This window comes from Leptospira fletcheri, from assembly GCF_004769195.1.
GTDB classification, from domain to species: Bacteria; Spirochaetota; Leptospiria; order Leptospirales; family Leptospiraceae; genus Leptospira_B; species Leptospira_B fletcheri.
Window position 1 is genome coordinate 548,779 of record NZ_RQET01000004.1, and the last position, 13,999, is coordinate 562,777.

10 protein-coding genes are annotated in these 13,999 nt (G+C 46.6%); 7 read left to right on the forward strand and 3 right to left on the reverse strand.

Going from position 1 to position 13,999, the window contains the following annotated elements:
* Positions 1–22: 22 nt before the first annotated feature.
* Both EHO60_RS05925 and EHO60_RS05930 read right to left on the reverse strand, forming a co-directional pair.
* The gene (locus EHO60_RS05925; protein ID WP_135767231.1) at positions 23–1,120 is read right to left on the reverse strand and encodes an SMP-30/gluconolactonase/LRE family protein; all 1,098 of its coding nucleotides are present in this window, start codon (positions 1,118–1,120) and stop codon (positions 23–25) included.
* Positions 1,120–2,022, reverse strand: coding sequence for a LysM peptidoglycan-binding domain-containing M23 family metallopeptidase (locus EHO60_RS05930; protein WP_425460283.1), 903 nt, complete (start codon positions 2,020–2,022; stop codon positions 1,120–1,122). The genes EHO60_RS05925 and EHO60_RS05930 overlap by 1 nt, the downstream gene beginning before the upstream one ends.
* Positions 2,023–2,098: 76 nt before the next feature.
* On the opposite strand from EHO60_RS05930, the gene EHO60_RS05935 reads away from it, so the two are divergent.
* From EHO60_RS05935 to EHO60_RS05965, 7 genes are all read left to right on the forward strand, one after another.
* The gene (locus tag EHO60_RS05935; RefSeq protein WP_246028152.1) at positions 2,099–3,001 is read left to right on the forward strand and encodes a CPBP family intramembrane glutamic endopeptidase; all 903 of its coding nucleotides are present in this window, start codon (positions 2,099–2,101) and stop codon (positions 2,999–3,001) included.
* Entirely contained in the window at positions 2,998–3,783 is a 786-nt protein-coding gene (locus EHO60_RS05940) for a hypothetical protein (RefSeq protein WP_135767233.1), read from the forward strand. Before EHO60_RS05935 ends, EHO60_RS05940 begins: the two co-directional genes overlap by 4 nt.
* Positions 3,784–3,807: 24 nt before the next feature.
* A complete protein-coding gene (locus EHO60_RS05945) occupies positions 3,808–5,760 on the forward strand; it encodes a chloride channel protein (RefSeq protein WP_135767234.1) in 1,953 nt (650 codons plus the stop codon).
* A 276-nt stretch (positions 5,761–6,036) separates the two neighbouring features.
* Positions 6,037–7,575 (forward strand): OmpP1/FadL family transporter, encoded by a 1,539-nt coding sequence (locus EHO60_RS05950; RefSeq protein ID WP_135767235.1) that lies wholly within the window; start codon positions 6,037–6,039, stop codon positions 7,573–7,575.
* 131 nt (positions 7,576–7,706) lie between these two features.
* Positions 7,707–8,999: a sterol desaturase family protein gene (locus tag EHO60_RS05955; protein WP_135767236.1), complete on the forward strand. Its 1,293-nt coding sequence runs from the start codon at positions 7,707–7,709 to the stop codon at positions 8,997–8,999.
* 75 nt (positions 9,000–9,074) lie between these two features.
* Entirely contained in the window at positions 9,075–11,180 is a 2,106-nt protein-coding gene (locus EHO60_RS05960; RefSeq protein WP_135767237.1) for a DUF4139 domain-containing protein, read from the forward strand.
* A 15-nt stretch (positions 11,181–11,195) separates the two neighbouring features.
* Positions 11,196–12,833 carry a mucoidy inhibitor MuiA family protein gene (locus EHO60_RS05965; protein ID WP_135767238.1) on the forward strand — a complete coding sequence of 546 codons (1,638 nt, stop codon included), beginning with the start codon at positions 11,196–11,198 and terminating at the stop codon, positions 12,831–12,833.
* Here the strand turns inward: EHO60_RS05965 and EHO60_RS05970 are convergent.
* Positions 12,796–13,944, reverse strand: a complete 1,149-nt coding sequence (locus EHO60_RS05970) for a vWA domain-containing protein (RefSeq protein ID WP_246028153.1) — start codon at positions 13,942–13,944, stop codon at positions 12,796–12,798. The two genes, EHO60_RS05965 and EHO60_RS05970, sit on opposite strands and share 38 nt — an antisense overlap.
* Positions 13,945–13,999: the final 55 nt, after the last annotated feature.

The following is a 13,999-nucleotide window of genomic DNA, read 5'->3' on the forward strand; positions in this document are numbered from 1 at the left end:
TCGCAACGCTCGTTTCGACTCTTTAAAAGAAAGATTCGAGAGTTTCGAATTTCCATTTCCAAATTTTATCCGAGGAATTTCCGGACAGGAGAAGGCCTTTGCCGAACTCGACGATGGCAGTCGTCGAGCCGACGCGCCCGGAAGTGGCGTCCGTCAAGGCAAAGGTCACATCTCCTTGTTCGTTCATTCCTAGTGCGTAGGATAAGGTCCCTTCCTTGGGCCTATAGATTTTCGGCAAAGCAGCTAGAACTTTTTTCCACTCGGGTTTATGCTGGATCTTATCGATTAGGAGGTGTCTAGGAGAGGATAACGCGATCCAAAACGTTCCTACTTTGTCCGAACGGATTAGCGCAGGACTACCGGGTAAGTGGGTGATAAAAAATTGCTCTTTTCCCGTTTTTTTACCGCGCAGCCAAAATCGGCTAATCCTGTGTCTATACTTCTCGGCAAAAACCAAAAAATCCTCTTTGGCCGACAAGGCGATTCCTGTCGGGGCATAGACTTCGTCCAGAACCGTTTTTACGGACTGGGTCATCGGATGATAGGAAAGAATTCTACCGTTGGGTTTCGATTCCAATTCTTCCAAGTAGGAGTCCGAATACGAAAACTTGCGGCTTAACTCCGTAAAGTAGACCGTTCCGTCGGAGGAAATGTCTAGTCCATAAAGATTTCTTAATTCATTACCGTTCTCGTCGGTACGGGCCAAAACGTTTTCGTCGCCTTTGGAATCGTAAAAAACTAAACCGATTCCGGAAAGGCATACGACAAGATTTCCTTTTCCGTCGAAGATCAGACCTAAAGGGCGCCCGGAAGTCTTTGCGAATACTTCCTGCTTTCCGTCGGTTCTGATTCGGTAGATGTTTCCATCCGTAGAACCAGTATAAATCCGTCCTTTGGAGTCGACTGCCAATCCGAAAGGTTCCGAGATTTTTCCTTCGTGAACGGACTCGGAAAAGAAAAGCGCATTGTCTTCTCCCTGCGAAATCGAGGAATCGACGGAATAAAAATCCGGATCCGTCTTATTCCAGCCGGCAAGGATCAGAATCGAGAATATGGTAGTGAATAGAAGGACGGGAGCGAGAATTCTCAGGATCGGGCTACGATATAGGGAACGGATCATCAAACATGACCTTTAAATATCGGGCGTTGTTTTTGGCTATTTCTCAATATTTCGAAATGCAGGTGGAACCCTGTTGCTCTACCCGTTTTTCCGACTTCACCGATCAGCTGTCCTTTTTTCACTTTCGCGCCGGACGGAACCAAAATCCTATCTAGATGTCCGTATCTCGTCTCATAACCCAGCAAATGTTTGAGCACTACGAGATTTCCATAGCCGCCCTTGGAGTCTGCAAAAGCAACTACGCCTTCCGCAGAAGCATAAACCGGAGTTCCCTTTTCCGCTGCCAAGTCGATTCCTCCGTGAAACGTATCCTTTTTCGTAAAGGGGTCCTTTCTTTTGCCGAAACGGGAACTGATCCTGCCTTCCTCCGCTAACGGATCGGAAAAAGCCATACCGTAAAAAAAGTTCTTCTCTTCTTTCGGCAAACCTCTTCCGGGAACGAACCAGGTCTTTCTTAGGTCATCATAATATAGGAATTTGGACGGAATCTTATGCCGGGAGGAGATTTTTTTTCTCTCGGAATCGTCGGAGGAAGATTGTTCCGACTCGTAAAATCCGCGCATGTTCGGAATCAAAAGCTCCATCCCCGGATAAATGTCCTGGGGGGACGAAAGTTGGTTCACGGAAGAGAGCGTATCCAGGTCCATTCCCGTTCTTGCCATGATCTTGAAGAAATTATCCTTAGGTCCCACTTTATAAACAAGAAATCGAAGAGGTACTAAATTCTTTTGGTCGAGGTTGGATACGGAGACTCGTAGATTGTATTTTACCTCTTCCCTCACTCTCAGGAGATTTTTATCCGAATAATCCAGACTTTTTAACTGCATTCTATCGAATCCTGCTCGAAGGGGTTCGGTGGAATACAATAGGAGTAGCAGTACTGAATAAAATGCCGGTTTAATAAGTTTTTCGAAGAAGGACACGCATTATAAGAATCGGTAGGTTTAAAAAAACAATGACGCAAAAAATCGGAGGAAAATGATGGGCGCGGCTCCGCGTATGGAAGAAATCGAAAAGCAACCCGGAACCCGCGGTTTTTGGAGCGAGGTCGGAAAGATTTTGCTCCTCCAAGTTCTGGTTTTGTTGGTTGCGAACCTTCTGTACCAACAGATTGCCAAGATTCAAATCGAGCTAACTCTTTCCGCTAAGCCGCCTGCTTACGAAAAAAATAAGACCCCAAAAACGCCTTTTCCCGGGGTTCAACCGGAAGACAGAAAAATCGCGTGGAACGAACCTGCTTCCGCAGAGAAGGCTCTCAAGGATTATACCGAATTCGTAGTCACGAAAAGACCCTGGCTTCTTGTCATCGACAGGCTTGTATGGGCCTTTTGCTTTTTATTACCCGCGTATTTCATTCTTGCCAGACTTGCCAAGGCGGATCGGGCGGACTTCAGGGATCAGTTCGATGGAGGTTCCTTCGGGATCGGAGTATCCGTCGGAGTCGCTACCTTCTGCTTCGTAAATGTCGCGGGCGGTCTGATCTTCTTTTTTATAGGAAAACCTCAATCCAATCCGCTGGAAGTCGCGTTGACCCAAAACCTACAAGGAAATTGGACCTTGCTAACTTGGGCTTTACTCGGCGTAAGTTTCGGGGCGGGATTCGTGGAGGAGGCTTTTTTTCGCGGTTTCTTACTCAAGCAATTTGCGGGAAAGGGCATGGAGCGGCTCGGTCTAATACTGACTTCCGTACTTTTCGGATTAGTGCATTATAACCCGAAGGGGTCTTGGGTAGGTCCGTTACTTTTGATTTTCGTAGGCCTTTATTTCGGATTATCCTATTTAAAAACCGAAAATATTTGGGTTCCCATTACCGCTCATGTCACCTACAACAGTTCCATGTTGATAGCCGCATTTTTTTTGGGAGACCGAGTCGTAGGATGAACTGCGGAAAAGGCCGGGTTTTTACTTTTCTCTTTGCGATCCTGCTGTTTTGGGGAGGCGATTCCCTTATTGCAGGAGAGGCCTTCGAATTGGAGGGCGACCCTACCGACAACGATCTCAAGATTATTGCGGCTTTGAATAAGCTGACCTACGATCGTATCATTTCCAACAAAAACACAAAAGGCTTCGCTTATCGTTACACCTCGCGCTGGTATTCTCCTATATCGGTGGACGTTTATGTATTAGGTTTTTCGAAGCGTGAAAAACTGAGTTTGATTCGAGTCGAATCGCCGAAACGAGGAGCGGAAAAAGCCTTTCGGGATTTTCTATACGAGGAATTGACTCGAAGACAGGCGGTCAACGGGCAGACATCTCCCGAATCCGCGCACGGGTCCGCTGCCGGTGCCGTTTCGGAAAAAAGATATCTGATTTCCGGAGGATTGGCCTTATTGGAACCCGCCGCCTCGGTTTACTATAATTCGAAGGCCTCTCCGGTATATACTTCATCGGATACGTTAAAAGGGATGTTCGGATATATAATGGCCGATTTGTTGCTGGCTGGAATCGGTTATTACTACGCTTCCAGTACGATCCATTCCCATTCCGCGATAGACACCTTGTTGGGAAAATCTACTCCTTCCGGGAATGTGATGCAATCTCCCGGAGCGGGAGTGTTCTTAGGACTACTGATCGTTCCTCGATTGTATCGTCTTGTGGGCGCCTGGCAAGATACGTACTCGCACAATCGAATCCTGGAGCTGAACGTCTCCAAAAGTTTTTAAAGTCGAAGTTCGAGATTCTAAACGATGACGGAATCGAATCCTAAGCCCGAACGAATCGGACGACTGCGCTCCTTTTTAATGATCGGGGGACGAAGATCCCTTTATTTGTACTGCCTCTTGACCGGGATCGTCTCAGGACTGGGAGCGTTTGCATTTTCCCGTGCTTTGGCTTGGGGCGAATTTCTAATGTTGTATACCGCCGCAGGTGTGAACAATACGCATCCGAACGGAGAATATTACGTAGATTTAAATCCTGATCCGAATCTAAGGATCGGCCGTTGGATTTTGCTTTTTTTACCGGTAGTCGGCGGATTGGTGACCGGTTGGATTGTAACCCGTTTTTCCAGAGATTCCGCCGGAACGGGAACGGATTCTATGATCGATTCCTTCCATAACAAGGAAGGGAAAATGGAATCCAGGGTTCCTTTCGTAAAATCAATCTCGACTATTTTCACTCTTTCTTCCGGAGGAAGCGGCGGAAAAGAAGGACCCATCTCCCAAATCGGCGCCGGTTTCGGCTCTCTGGTTGCGACAATTACCCGGGCCGGAGCCAGAGCGAGGAGAACTTTACTTTTAGCGGGAACTGCAGGAGGTCTGGGCGCGATTTTTCATGCTCCTCTGGGGGGAGCTTTGACCGCGGTGGAGATGATTTATCGCGAGGATATAGAAAGTGATTCCTTGATACCTTGTATTATCTCCTCGGTAACTGCTTACCTGACCTATTCCGGTCTTAACGGATTCGGTTCCGTTTATCGGGTACCGGAGATCGGGTTCGAAGAATATCCGGAGTTGTTTTTTTACGCGGTCCTTGGAATCCTCTGTTTTTTGAACGGATCCTTATTCATTCATATTTTCAGAAAAATCCAGGATTGGGCTGCCGGTTGGAAAATTCCCGATTGGCTAAAACCCGCGATCGGAGGAATTCCCGTGGGGTTGATCGGATTTTTTCTTCCCGAAGTGATCGGAACCGGAGCTGGAGTTCTCCAGGACGCGCTGGACGGAAAGCAGATTTTCGATCCTTATATTCCGAATGTCTTAGATGCATTAGGAATTAATAAAATACCGGAAGCTATCGGGCTACAGGGAGACGGAATATTATCTACGACGAACCTTCAAAAGGAATTCGCCGTAAAAAGGAATCTTTTGTTGGTGCTCTTCTTTTTCGGATTCGCCTTCCTGAAGATTCTTACCACTTCCTTTACGATTGGAACCGGAGGCTCGGCCGGTATGTTCGGACCGGCGCTTTTTATCGGCGGAATGCTAGGCGGCGCAGTTGGAACGGTAACAAAAATGGTCCTTTCCACTTCCGTCTCCGTTTCCTCTTTTATTCTCGTCGGGATGGGGGCGTTTTATGCCGGAATAGCCAGCGCACCGATTGCCGGGATGGTGATGATCTGCGAAATTATCGGAAGCTACTCGTTATTGCCTCCTTTAATGGTCGTTTCGATCATTTCCTTCGTAATGTCTCACAAATTGACCTTGTACAGGAATCAGAAGGAGAACCGATTCCAATCACCGGCTCATTATTGGGATATGAACAGGGATGTGCTGGAAGGAATCGTAGTAGGACAAGTGTCCTCTCTTCTCAGGAAGATCGCGGTAGTCCGTTCTTCTGTTTTGTTATCCGAATTGGAAAAGGAATCCATGAAGATCCAGGCGAGCGATTACGTAGTTTTGAACGAGAAGGAAAAATACCTCGGGATCCTTTCCTTAAGAAAAATCAGACATTCTCCGGAGAGCAGGGAATTCGCGACGAATCTGATCACGGTCGGGGACGCCGCGGATACCGCGGTGCCTGCCGCTTCCTTGGACCAAAGCCTCGCAAGCGTTTTAAAACTGCTTTTGGAATTCGATCTGGATAAGATCGCGGTAACCACAACGGAGGGGAAGGAGTTCCTGGGATACCTTCGGTATGCGGAACTGATGAAAGTATATTTCGAGGCTACCGTTCCTCAAAAAAATCGCTCCATCGGATAAATGTTTTTCTTCCCGGCCAATTTTGGGTTAGAATGTATATATTGTAGCGTTCATTCTTTTATGAAAAACGCTGCTTATCTAATTTTTTCTTTGTAAATTGATAATTTTTGATAAAATTCGATACTACCCTGTTTTTTCAATAGTACTGGACATTTTCGCCCTGAGCATTAAGATACGGAATAATTTTTAAAAAATAACTGATGTGTAATAAAGAAATTAGAAACATCTATCTATCTGTCGTAGATAGATTGGAAGCTGATTGATCAGGAAGGGAACATGCGAAACATTCCAATGAAAAGAAAGATTCCCTATCTTTCGGGGGCGTCTTTTACGCTATTGTATTGCCTTGTCGGAGGAGGGCTTTCCGAAATCCACGCCGGGAGTTATGGGGATATTTACGGAGCTCACCCAGCTGCGACAGGGATGGCCGGAGCGGTAACCGCAACGGTAAACAACTCATCCGCAGTATTTTACAATGTTGCAGGTTTAGGGCGCTTGAACGAAGCGGACCTCTTTGTCGGAAAGATGGACCAAGCTGACAAAGAAAAAGAAGCTGCCGCTGCCACAGAGGCGAATAAGGACGGAAAAACTCCTCCGGAAGGTCCGATTCTTTCCACGGAACCTGCAAAAGACGATCCCAGTTTAACGGGCCCCTGGTACAAACGAGGCTGGTACAATCTCAAGGACGGCTTATTCGTTTATAGGCCTCTTCTTCGTCCTGCACGAAACTTTCATGAAGTGGCTTTGATCATGAATTATGCGAATCCTACGATTCGTACGAACGCCCCGACAGATAACGATATCAAAAAACCTCACGATAGTTTTGTCGGATTGGGATTCTCGATGAACTTGAACGAAATTTTCGATATCGGTCGGACCATTCGTTTCGGTTTAAATGCGATTCTTCCTGCCGGCGGAAACTTGATGGTGGTGAACGATCAAAACCCTACAGTGCCGAGATATCTTCAATCGGGAACGAGCAACGAAAGACCTACGATTATGGGCGGGGTCGGAGTGGAATTGTGGAAGGACCGTCTTTTTGCGGGAGTGGGTTTTACGGCTCTAGCCGGAGGATCCGGAGCGATCTTGTTAAAGGACGTTCCGATTTCTCCCGATCCTGTCCAAGCGAATTCTCAAGTGGTTTTGACTCTCAAACCCTTGATCAACCCGACCTATGGACTTCAATTCACATACGGAAAATTCAGTCTTGGAGCCTCTTACAAAAGGGAAACCTATCTGTCTGCGGATCCCATTCCTGCGAGAGCCCAGACTACCCTATTAGGAATTCAATTGGATTTCGACTTAGCTCTTTTCGACCAATACAACCCGAGGGTCTGGTCTTATGGGGTCGGTTTCCGTCCGTTCAAAAGGGTGCTATTGAATTTGGATGTGAATCGGGAGCTATGGAGTCTTCTGCATGATTCAAGGATCAAGGCTAAATATTCGGATCCGTTGAATTTCCATGATACCACGGATGTTCGATTCGGTACGGAAGTAGTGGTAACACCCACATTAAAGGCAAGGGGAGGTATCGGACGCCGTCCTACTCCGGTACCGCACTATGCGGGTATGAATAACTGGATGGATAACGATAGGATGATCTACTCTTTGGGACTTTCCTACGCTCTGAGCGGTCGCAACTTCAAGTTTTTGAAAGATAGGTTGAAGAATCCGGTCATCTTCGACGTAGGATTGATGTACCAAAAATTAAGATGGGTGGAAGTGGACAAATACATTCCTACGAGTCAAAATCCCAATTACCATTATGGTGGGGGAATCGTATCCCTGAACTTCTCCGTGAGTTTCTTCTTTTGATATAGAAGGGTACTTTCCCGGTTTTCGGATAACGTACGTTATCGAATCTTTCCTGCGGGATATCCGGTTATCCCGATTTCTTTTTCTTGACCGACCGATCGTTACATCGAAAGTCGAAAGAGGAAGGGCAAATGGAAAAGAATATCATAGAATTGATCACTCCTGCATTTTTTGTTTTAGCGTTTGCGGAACTTTTTTGGGTCCTTGCAGCAAAAAAGCCGTTCTATAGATATAAAGATTCCGTGAACAACCTTTCGGCCGGCGTATTTATGCAGGTCTTTACGGTATTTATTACGGTCGGTTTGGTCGGGATCTATGCCTGGATCTATGAAAAGTGTCGGCTTCTTACGTTATCCGATTCGTCTTGGCAGGCCTGGATCGTCTGCTACGTGTTGGCGGATTTCTTTTATTATTGGTATCACAGGTTTGCCCATGAAATTAACGTCTTCTGGGCTTCACACGTGGCTCATCACCAAAGCGAGGATTATAATTTTACCGTCGCCTTGAGACAAGGAGTCCTGCAGAATACGTTTTCTCTTCCGTTCTATCTTCCTTTAGCTGTGCTCGGCTTTTCCCCTTTTATGTTCGTAATGGTCATTCAGATCAATTTCGCTTATCAGTTCTGGATCCACACTCGTCTTATACCTAAGCTAGGTTGGTTCGAATGGTTATGGAACACTCCTTCTCATCACAGAGTTCACCATGGAAGAGATCCGAAATATATAGATAAGAATTATGCCGGAACTTTTATCATCTGGGACAGATTCTTCGGTACGTTTCAGGAGGAGGAAGAAGAACCGATCTTCGGAATCGTAAAACCTATGACTACATGGAATCCGGTTCGAGCACAATTCGATTATTTTAGGGAGTTATTCGAACTGTCTTGGAAAACGAAATCTTGGAAAGACGCCTTTGCCGTTTGGTTTCGACCCCCCGGCTGGAAACCTAGGGACCTAGGGGAAAGCGTGATTCCTCCTGAAATCGATCGGAAAATTTATAGGAAGTTCGATACCGAGATCCCTGTTGCTTTGACCGTTTACACGATTCTCCAGTTCTTGTCTGCCATGGGCGCTTCCATGGTCTATATCGAATTTAAGAAGGAACTTCCTCTCTCCGAAATGATCGTTTTAGGTTTTTATATACTTTGGACGCTTCGGAATATCGGAACGATTTTCGAACTGAAAACGTCCGGAATCGTTCTGGAACTCGTTCGCTTGGCATCCATAGCCGCATTGACTTATGTGTATCCTTTCGATTTTACAAGAGTGGAAAAATTGAATGCACTGCTTGCTCCGGAAATCGTCGCCTCTCTTCCGAATCTAATGAAAGTCACTGCGATCGGATCCTTTTTGGTTTTAGGTGCGTTTCTCCTTTCCCAAAAACGGTTTTTCAGTGTCAAAGGATATTCCACGAAGGCGGCATAGAGGATCCGGGGTCCTTGTTTATCGGGCTGAAAATAAATTGACGAAGAGGGAAAATCGGGCTTATCTATTGAGCCTATGTCTTTTCGACCTTTTATCAGGTACTTTTCGATCTCCTGTATCCTATTAGGGTTTTTATCTTCTCCTGGATCCGTAATTTCACAGGAGTCGGAAGAGGAGACCCCTACCGCAATTACGGAAGCGTCAGATTCCCCTAAAACGATTTCTTATCTCGGAACGCCCCGCGTTCACTCGGTTCTGTTATACTCGGATTTCGCATATACGACTCGAATTGCGGAATTCAAACTTCCCGTAGGTTCTTCGGAAATCAGCCTAGGCGAGGTTCCGTATAATATTCTGGATAAAAGTGTCTCCGTTTCTTTTTCCGATGCGGGAAGAAAATTTAAAATTCGAGGCATTCGGGTTCTGGAAAGAGTGACTCGAAAATTTAAATCGAAAGAGACGGAGGAATTATCCCGGAGAAAAGAGTCGTTACTTCTTTCCCTCTCGACGAAGTCTAGAGAAGTTCAGGAACTCTTAGATTGGGAGACGAGTTTTAAATCCATCAAACCGGTGTTGAGGGAAGAAGAGGGCGTCATCGAAAAGGTGGATCCGGATTCTCTGTCCGGATTTCGGAAAACATTTTCGGATCTCTCGGAAGAGAATACCAAATTACGTTTATCTAAATTAGAGGAATTGGACCGAATCCGCGAGGAGTTCTATATCGTTAATGCCAAGCTCGATCATTTGGCCCAAGGAGATGTTCTCCGCCGAAAGGAAATTCGTCTGGAGGCCGAAGTAGAGACTGCCGGAACTTATAAACTCGAATACAAATATCTGATTCGAGGAGCCATTTGGTATCCCCGCTACACTCTGGATTTGAAACCTAACGGAAGCGAAGCGGAGCTAGGATGGTATGCTCTCGTTCGGAACGAAACCGGAGAGGACTGGAACGGGGTACGGTTGGAATTTTCCACCGCAAATCCGAACCAGGATTTGGATCTTCCCGATTATCGGGAGCTGAGGATTACTTCCCGCGTGATCGCCGCGGAAGAAAAGGAATATTCCGGTTCCGAAGATAGGGATATAGATTATAGCCGAGCTAAGAAATCCTCCGCGGGACCTCCGGCTGCCGCGCCGGTCATGGCAAAAGAAGCTAGAAAAAAAGTATATCGTCCGTCTACCAGTCATGCCAAAGCGGACGATTTGAAATCGGAAGATTCCGATACGCAAAACGAGAATCCGTTGGAAAAATCCCGTATGATCATAGAGGGGAATTTCAAAGGGCAATCCAATTCCCTTCAAGTCGAGGAAAATATGGGCCAACTTAGAGGGGATTTGGCCAACCAGAAAACCTTTTTCGATCAAGGTTCGTACGAGGATTCTATTCGATACGGAAAAGAAGCGCTAAGGCGTTTTTCCGGCTTACGGGAAAGTTCTCGTAAGGAATTGAAGGAGATAGAATCCCAAGTTCAGATTCTATTAAATCGATCTTCTCAATTGAATTCGGACAGAAAATACGCTTACAGTCTGATCGCCCCTGGATTGTCGTCCGAAGGATTCGATTTTCGTTATATATCCCAATCGAAGGAGATCATTCCTTCTGACAAGACTTTAAATCGGGTCTTTTTGCGTAAAAGGACGGTTCCGGTTACACCTACTTACGAGTCTTCTCCTTTGACGGGAGAAGACGCCTATCTGACCGTAGTATCCACGAATCAGGAACGGGAGCCTTTGCTTTCCGGTCCGCTGGAAATTTATTCCGGCGAGAATCTGCTAGGCACGACTTCCGTGTCGACCTTGAAGCCCGGGGAAAAAATCAGAATGGAATTGGGTCCGGATCGGGACGTAAAAATCGTAAGACGGGAAGAAAAATTCGAGGATAAGTCGGGGCTCATTTCCAGGAAAAAGACGATCCGTCATCGGATCGGAATTTCGATCAAAAATAATAAGAAGCGGAAAATCCTATTCCGACTGATAGATCGGATACCGTACACTGTGGACGACAGCGTGGAAATCCGCTGGAATTTAGGTCCCGACAAACCGGAAAAAACGGAAGACGGCATATTAACGTATGAAGCGGAGATCCCTGCAGGTTCTTCCAAGAAAATCGAATTCGAATACACGATTTCTTATCCCGCAAACAACGTTTTAAGGGACTCTTCCGGAACAGGATCTTATTAAGGGAGAATAAGGGAAATGAAACCGAATTATATTAGAAATTTGTTTTTACTCGTTTCCTTTTCGCTTTTCTGCGAAGGCATTTTCGCGGTGGGTGGCGATTTTCCGATTCGGGAGATAACGGTGCACCAAGGTACCGCACAGGTTTTACGAACGGGCAAAATCCAACTTTCCCCCGGAGCGAACCGGATCGTAGTTCCGAATTTGCCCGTTTCTCTGTTGGAGGAGAGCCTTATGGCCGGCACCGACTCGGAACAATCGGAAGTGACGGGCACGAGAACTTGGAAAGAAGAAGGCACTGCAGCGTCCAATCCGGAAGTTGCCCAACTCCAAAGAAGGATACAAAATCTACAGAAAGATTTGGAAGCGGTCGTCTCCAAAGAGAACGATCTGAAATCCGAAAAGGATCTTCTCGCCGAATTCCGTAAGAAAGTCTCGGAGACCGTCAGCCGCAATCTCATGTATGGAAGAGTGGAGTCGGACGGTAAAAACTGGGGAACCTATCTGAGGAAAAATAGAGAGGACTCTTTTTCCCTATTTTCCCATTGGGAAAAGGTGGAGAAAAATAAGAAAAACCTTCAGAACGAGTTGGAAGAGGAGAAAGCGAAACTTTCCCTTCTCCTTTCTCAGGCGGAAAAAAGCAGACGCATTACCTGGGTTCAGATCGTAAATACTTCCGGCGAGGTGAAAACCGCGGAACTTCGTCTGAGTTACTTGGTTCCGAATGCGACTTGGAAGCCGACGTACATTCTTACGTCTAACGATTCCGCCGAGAAAGTCCAATTCGAATCTTTGGCCGAGGTCCGTCAGGAAACGGGAGAAGATTGGCAAGGAGTCAGATTGACTTTGTCCACTACCCGACCGGACCAGTCCCAAAGACGCAATCGCTTGCATCCGCAGAGGATTTACGACCAAGAAGTTGCAGTAAGAAAAGAAGTCCTAAACACGCAAACCCAATCGGTTGGCGCGGCACAAATGGAACCTTCGCAAACCGCTTCTCAAAATGCTCCGGAATCCCAGGCGACATCCGAAAGAGGAGGCGGTTTTCTATTCCGATTGCCTAAACTAGTCAATCTTCCTTCCCAAAAAGAATCCAGAAAACTCGAAATGAGTTCTTTTAACATTGCAGCAAAGATCCGCACGATCGCTTCTCCTCGATACAAGCCCTTTCCTTTGCAGGAGGCTAGCTTCCTGAATGCGGGAGAGTTTCCGATTTTGCCGGGGGAAGTCTCTTTGTTTCGCAATTCCGGATTAATCGGAACGACTCGGGTTCCTTATACCAGCCCGGGGGAATCGGTTTCCGTTTCCTTAGGTACGGAAGGAAGTCTTCGGCTTTCCTACAGAAAAGAGTCCAACCAGACTCGAGAAGGTTTGATCACTTCCCAGAAGGTACTGGAGAAACGAGTCTATCTGACTTTGGAAAATTTCGGTAAGGAAGCGAAATCCGTTTTAGTCCGGGATCAAATTCCGATTTCCGAATTGGCCAGCGTTACTGTGGAGATCGTAAAAGAAAGAACTACGGCGGGAGCAAAGGAATTTCGTCCGAACTCGGGAATCTACGAATGGCGTCTAGAAATTCCGCCGGCGAGTAAGAGGGAAGTAAAATTGGAATACCGAGTCAGTTTTCCGAGTGATCAGGACCTGAACCTTCCGTGAAATCTTTGCCGATCTGGACCTCTTGGCTGATTCCGACGACCTGAGGAACTCCCGACATGTCCCAGAGTTCGAGGACTGCGGAAGTTCCAATTCCCTTCACGGCCACGAAAGAGAATTTCCCCCTACCGGCGCTTTGGCTCGGGCAGACGGTTTCTAGTCTGCTTACCTTTTCGGGATTTTCGGGTCTTAGTTTGCCCAATTGGGTCGGTTTGAGGGAATCGGTACCTGGGGATTTCAGGTTCATCGTGATACAACGATCCTTTAAACCCGGATGATCGAATTCGAAAGTAACCGTGTATCCGTTTTTGTTTTCGTCCACTTTGGTTCTTTCCCAATTTAGGATTCGGATCGGAGAAGAATTTCCTGTAGGTCTGGAACCGGAGTTTTCGGATATCTTGGAAACTGTTTCCTGATGGAGAAGTTTTTCCACAGCCGACTGGAAGTCGCCGTCGCCGTCCACGTTGAAATAGGAGCCTTTACCTAGCTTTGCCAAGGATTGCATGGCGGCTCTTTCTTCAGGTTTCAATCCGAGTCCGATGATGTTCATCCGGAAATCGATCCCTTTTGATTGGAGTATTTTTAGTTCTTTTTCGGGATCACCGTAACAACTTTCGATTCCGTCCGTAACCAGGATCAATTCCACAGGTCTTTTTTTTCCGGAAAGATAGGTTCCCGCGACTCTGATGGATTCCGCTAACGGAGTGGCGCCGGAGGGAGTCAATCCGTAGAGTTTATTACGAAATTTTGATTTATCATCCTCAAAAGGCTGGTAAAGTCTTGAAGATTGACATCCCGGAAGCCTGTTTCCGTAGGCGATGAATCCTACCGTTGTGCGCTCGGAGAGGCCGTCCACATAATGTTTTACGTGTTTTTTGGCCAAATGAATCTTTTGGTAGATTCCTAGATACTCGTTCATCGAGCCGCTTGCATCCAAAACGAAAAGCTTGGCGCGTTCTTCGGAATCCGTCGATCCGGGAAAAAGATCGGATGCGAATATCGGTAGCGAAAGGGCGTACCAGTAAGCGACGAAAAGGAGAATCCCCATCCGAGAAAATCGATAGGAATGTCGAAGGAGAAAGATCTGAATTTTCCGCATGATTAGGGAGCTCATATTTCTTATCGGAAAACGAGGAAAAACCATAAGGGGAATGCGAAGGTCCTAAAAA

What these genes read in the sequence shown, in the direction of transcription:
- EHO60_RS05955 (WP_135767236.1), top strand. Translation starts at nt 7,707, where the DNA reads ATGGAAAAGAATATCATAGAATTGATCACTCCTGCATTTTTTGTTTTA.
- EHO60_RS05965 (WP_135767238.1), top strand. Translation starts at nt 11,196, where the DNA reads ATGAAACCGAATTATATTAGAAATTTGTTTTTACTCGTTTCCTTTTCG.
- EHO60_RS05940 (WP_135767233.1), top strand. Translation starts at nt 2,998, where the DNA reads ATGAACTGCGGAAAAGGCCGGGTTTTTACTTTTCTCTTTGCGATCCTG.
- EHO60_RS05935 (WP_246028152.1), top strand. Translation starts at nt 2,099, where the DNA reads ATGATGGGCGCGGCTCCGCGTATGGAAGAAATCGAAAAGCAACCCGGA.
- EHO60_RS05970 (WP_246028153.1), bottom strand. Translation starts at nt 13,944, where the DNA reads ATGAGCTCCCTAATCATGCGGAAAATTCAGATCTTTCTCCTTCGACAT.
- EHO60_RS05925 (WP_135767231.1), bottom strand. Translation starts at nt 1,120, where the DNA reads ATGATCCGTTCCCTATATCGTAGCCCGATCCTGAGAATTCTCGCTCCC.
- EHO60_RS05945 (WP_135767234.1), top strand. Translation starts at nt 3,808, where the DNA reads ATGACGGAATCGAATCCTAAGCCCGAACGAATCGGACGACTGCGCTCC.
- EHO60_RS05950 (WP_135767235.1), top strand. Translation starts at nt 6,037, where the DNA reads ATGCGAAACATTCCAATGAAAAGAAAGATTCCCTATCTTTCGGGGGCG.
- EHO60_RS05960 (WP_135767237.1), top strand. Translation starts at nt 9,075, where the DNA reads ATGTCTTTTCGACCTTTTATCAGGTACTTTTCGATCTCCTGTATCCTA.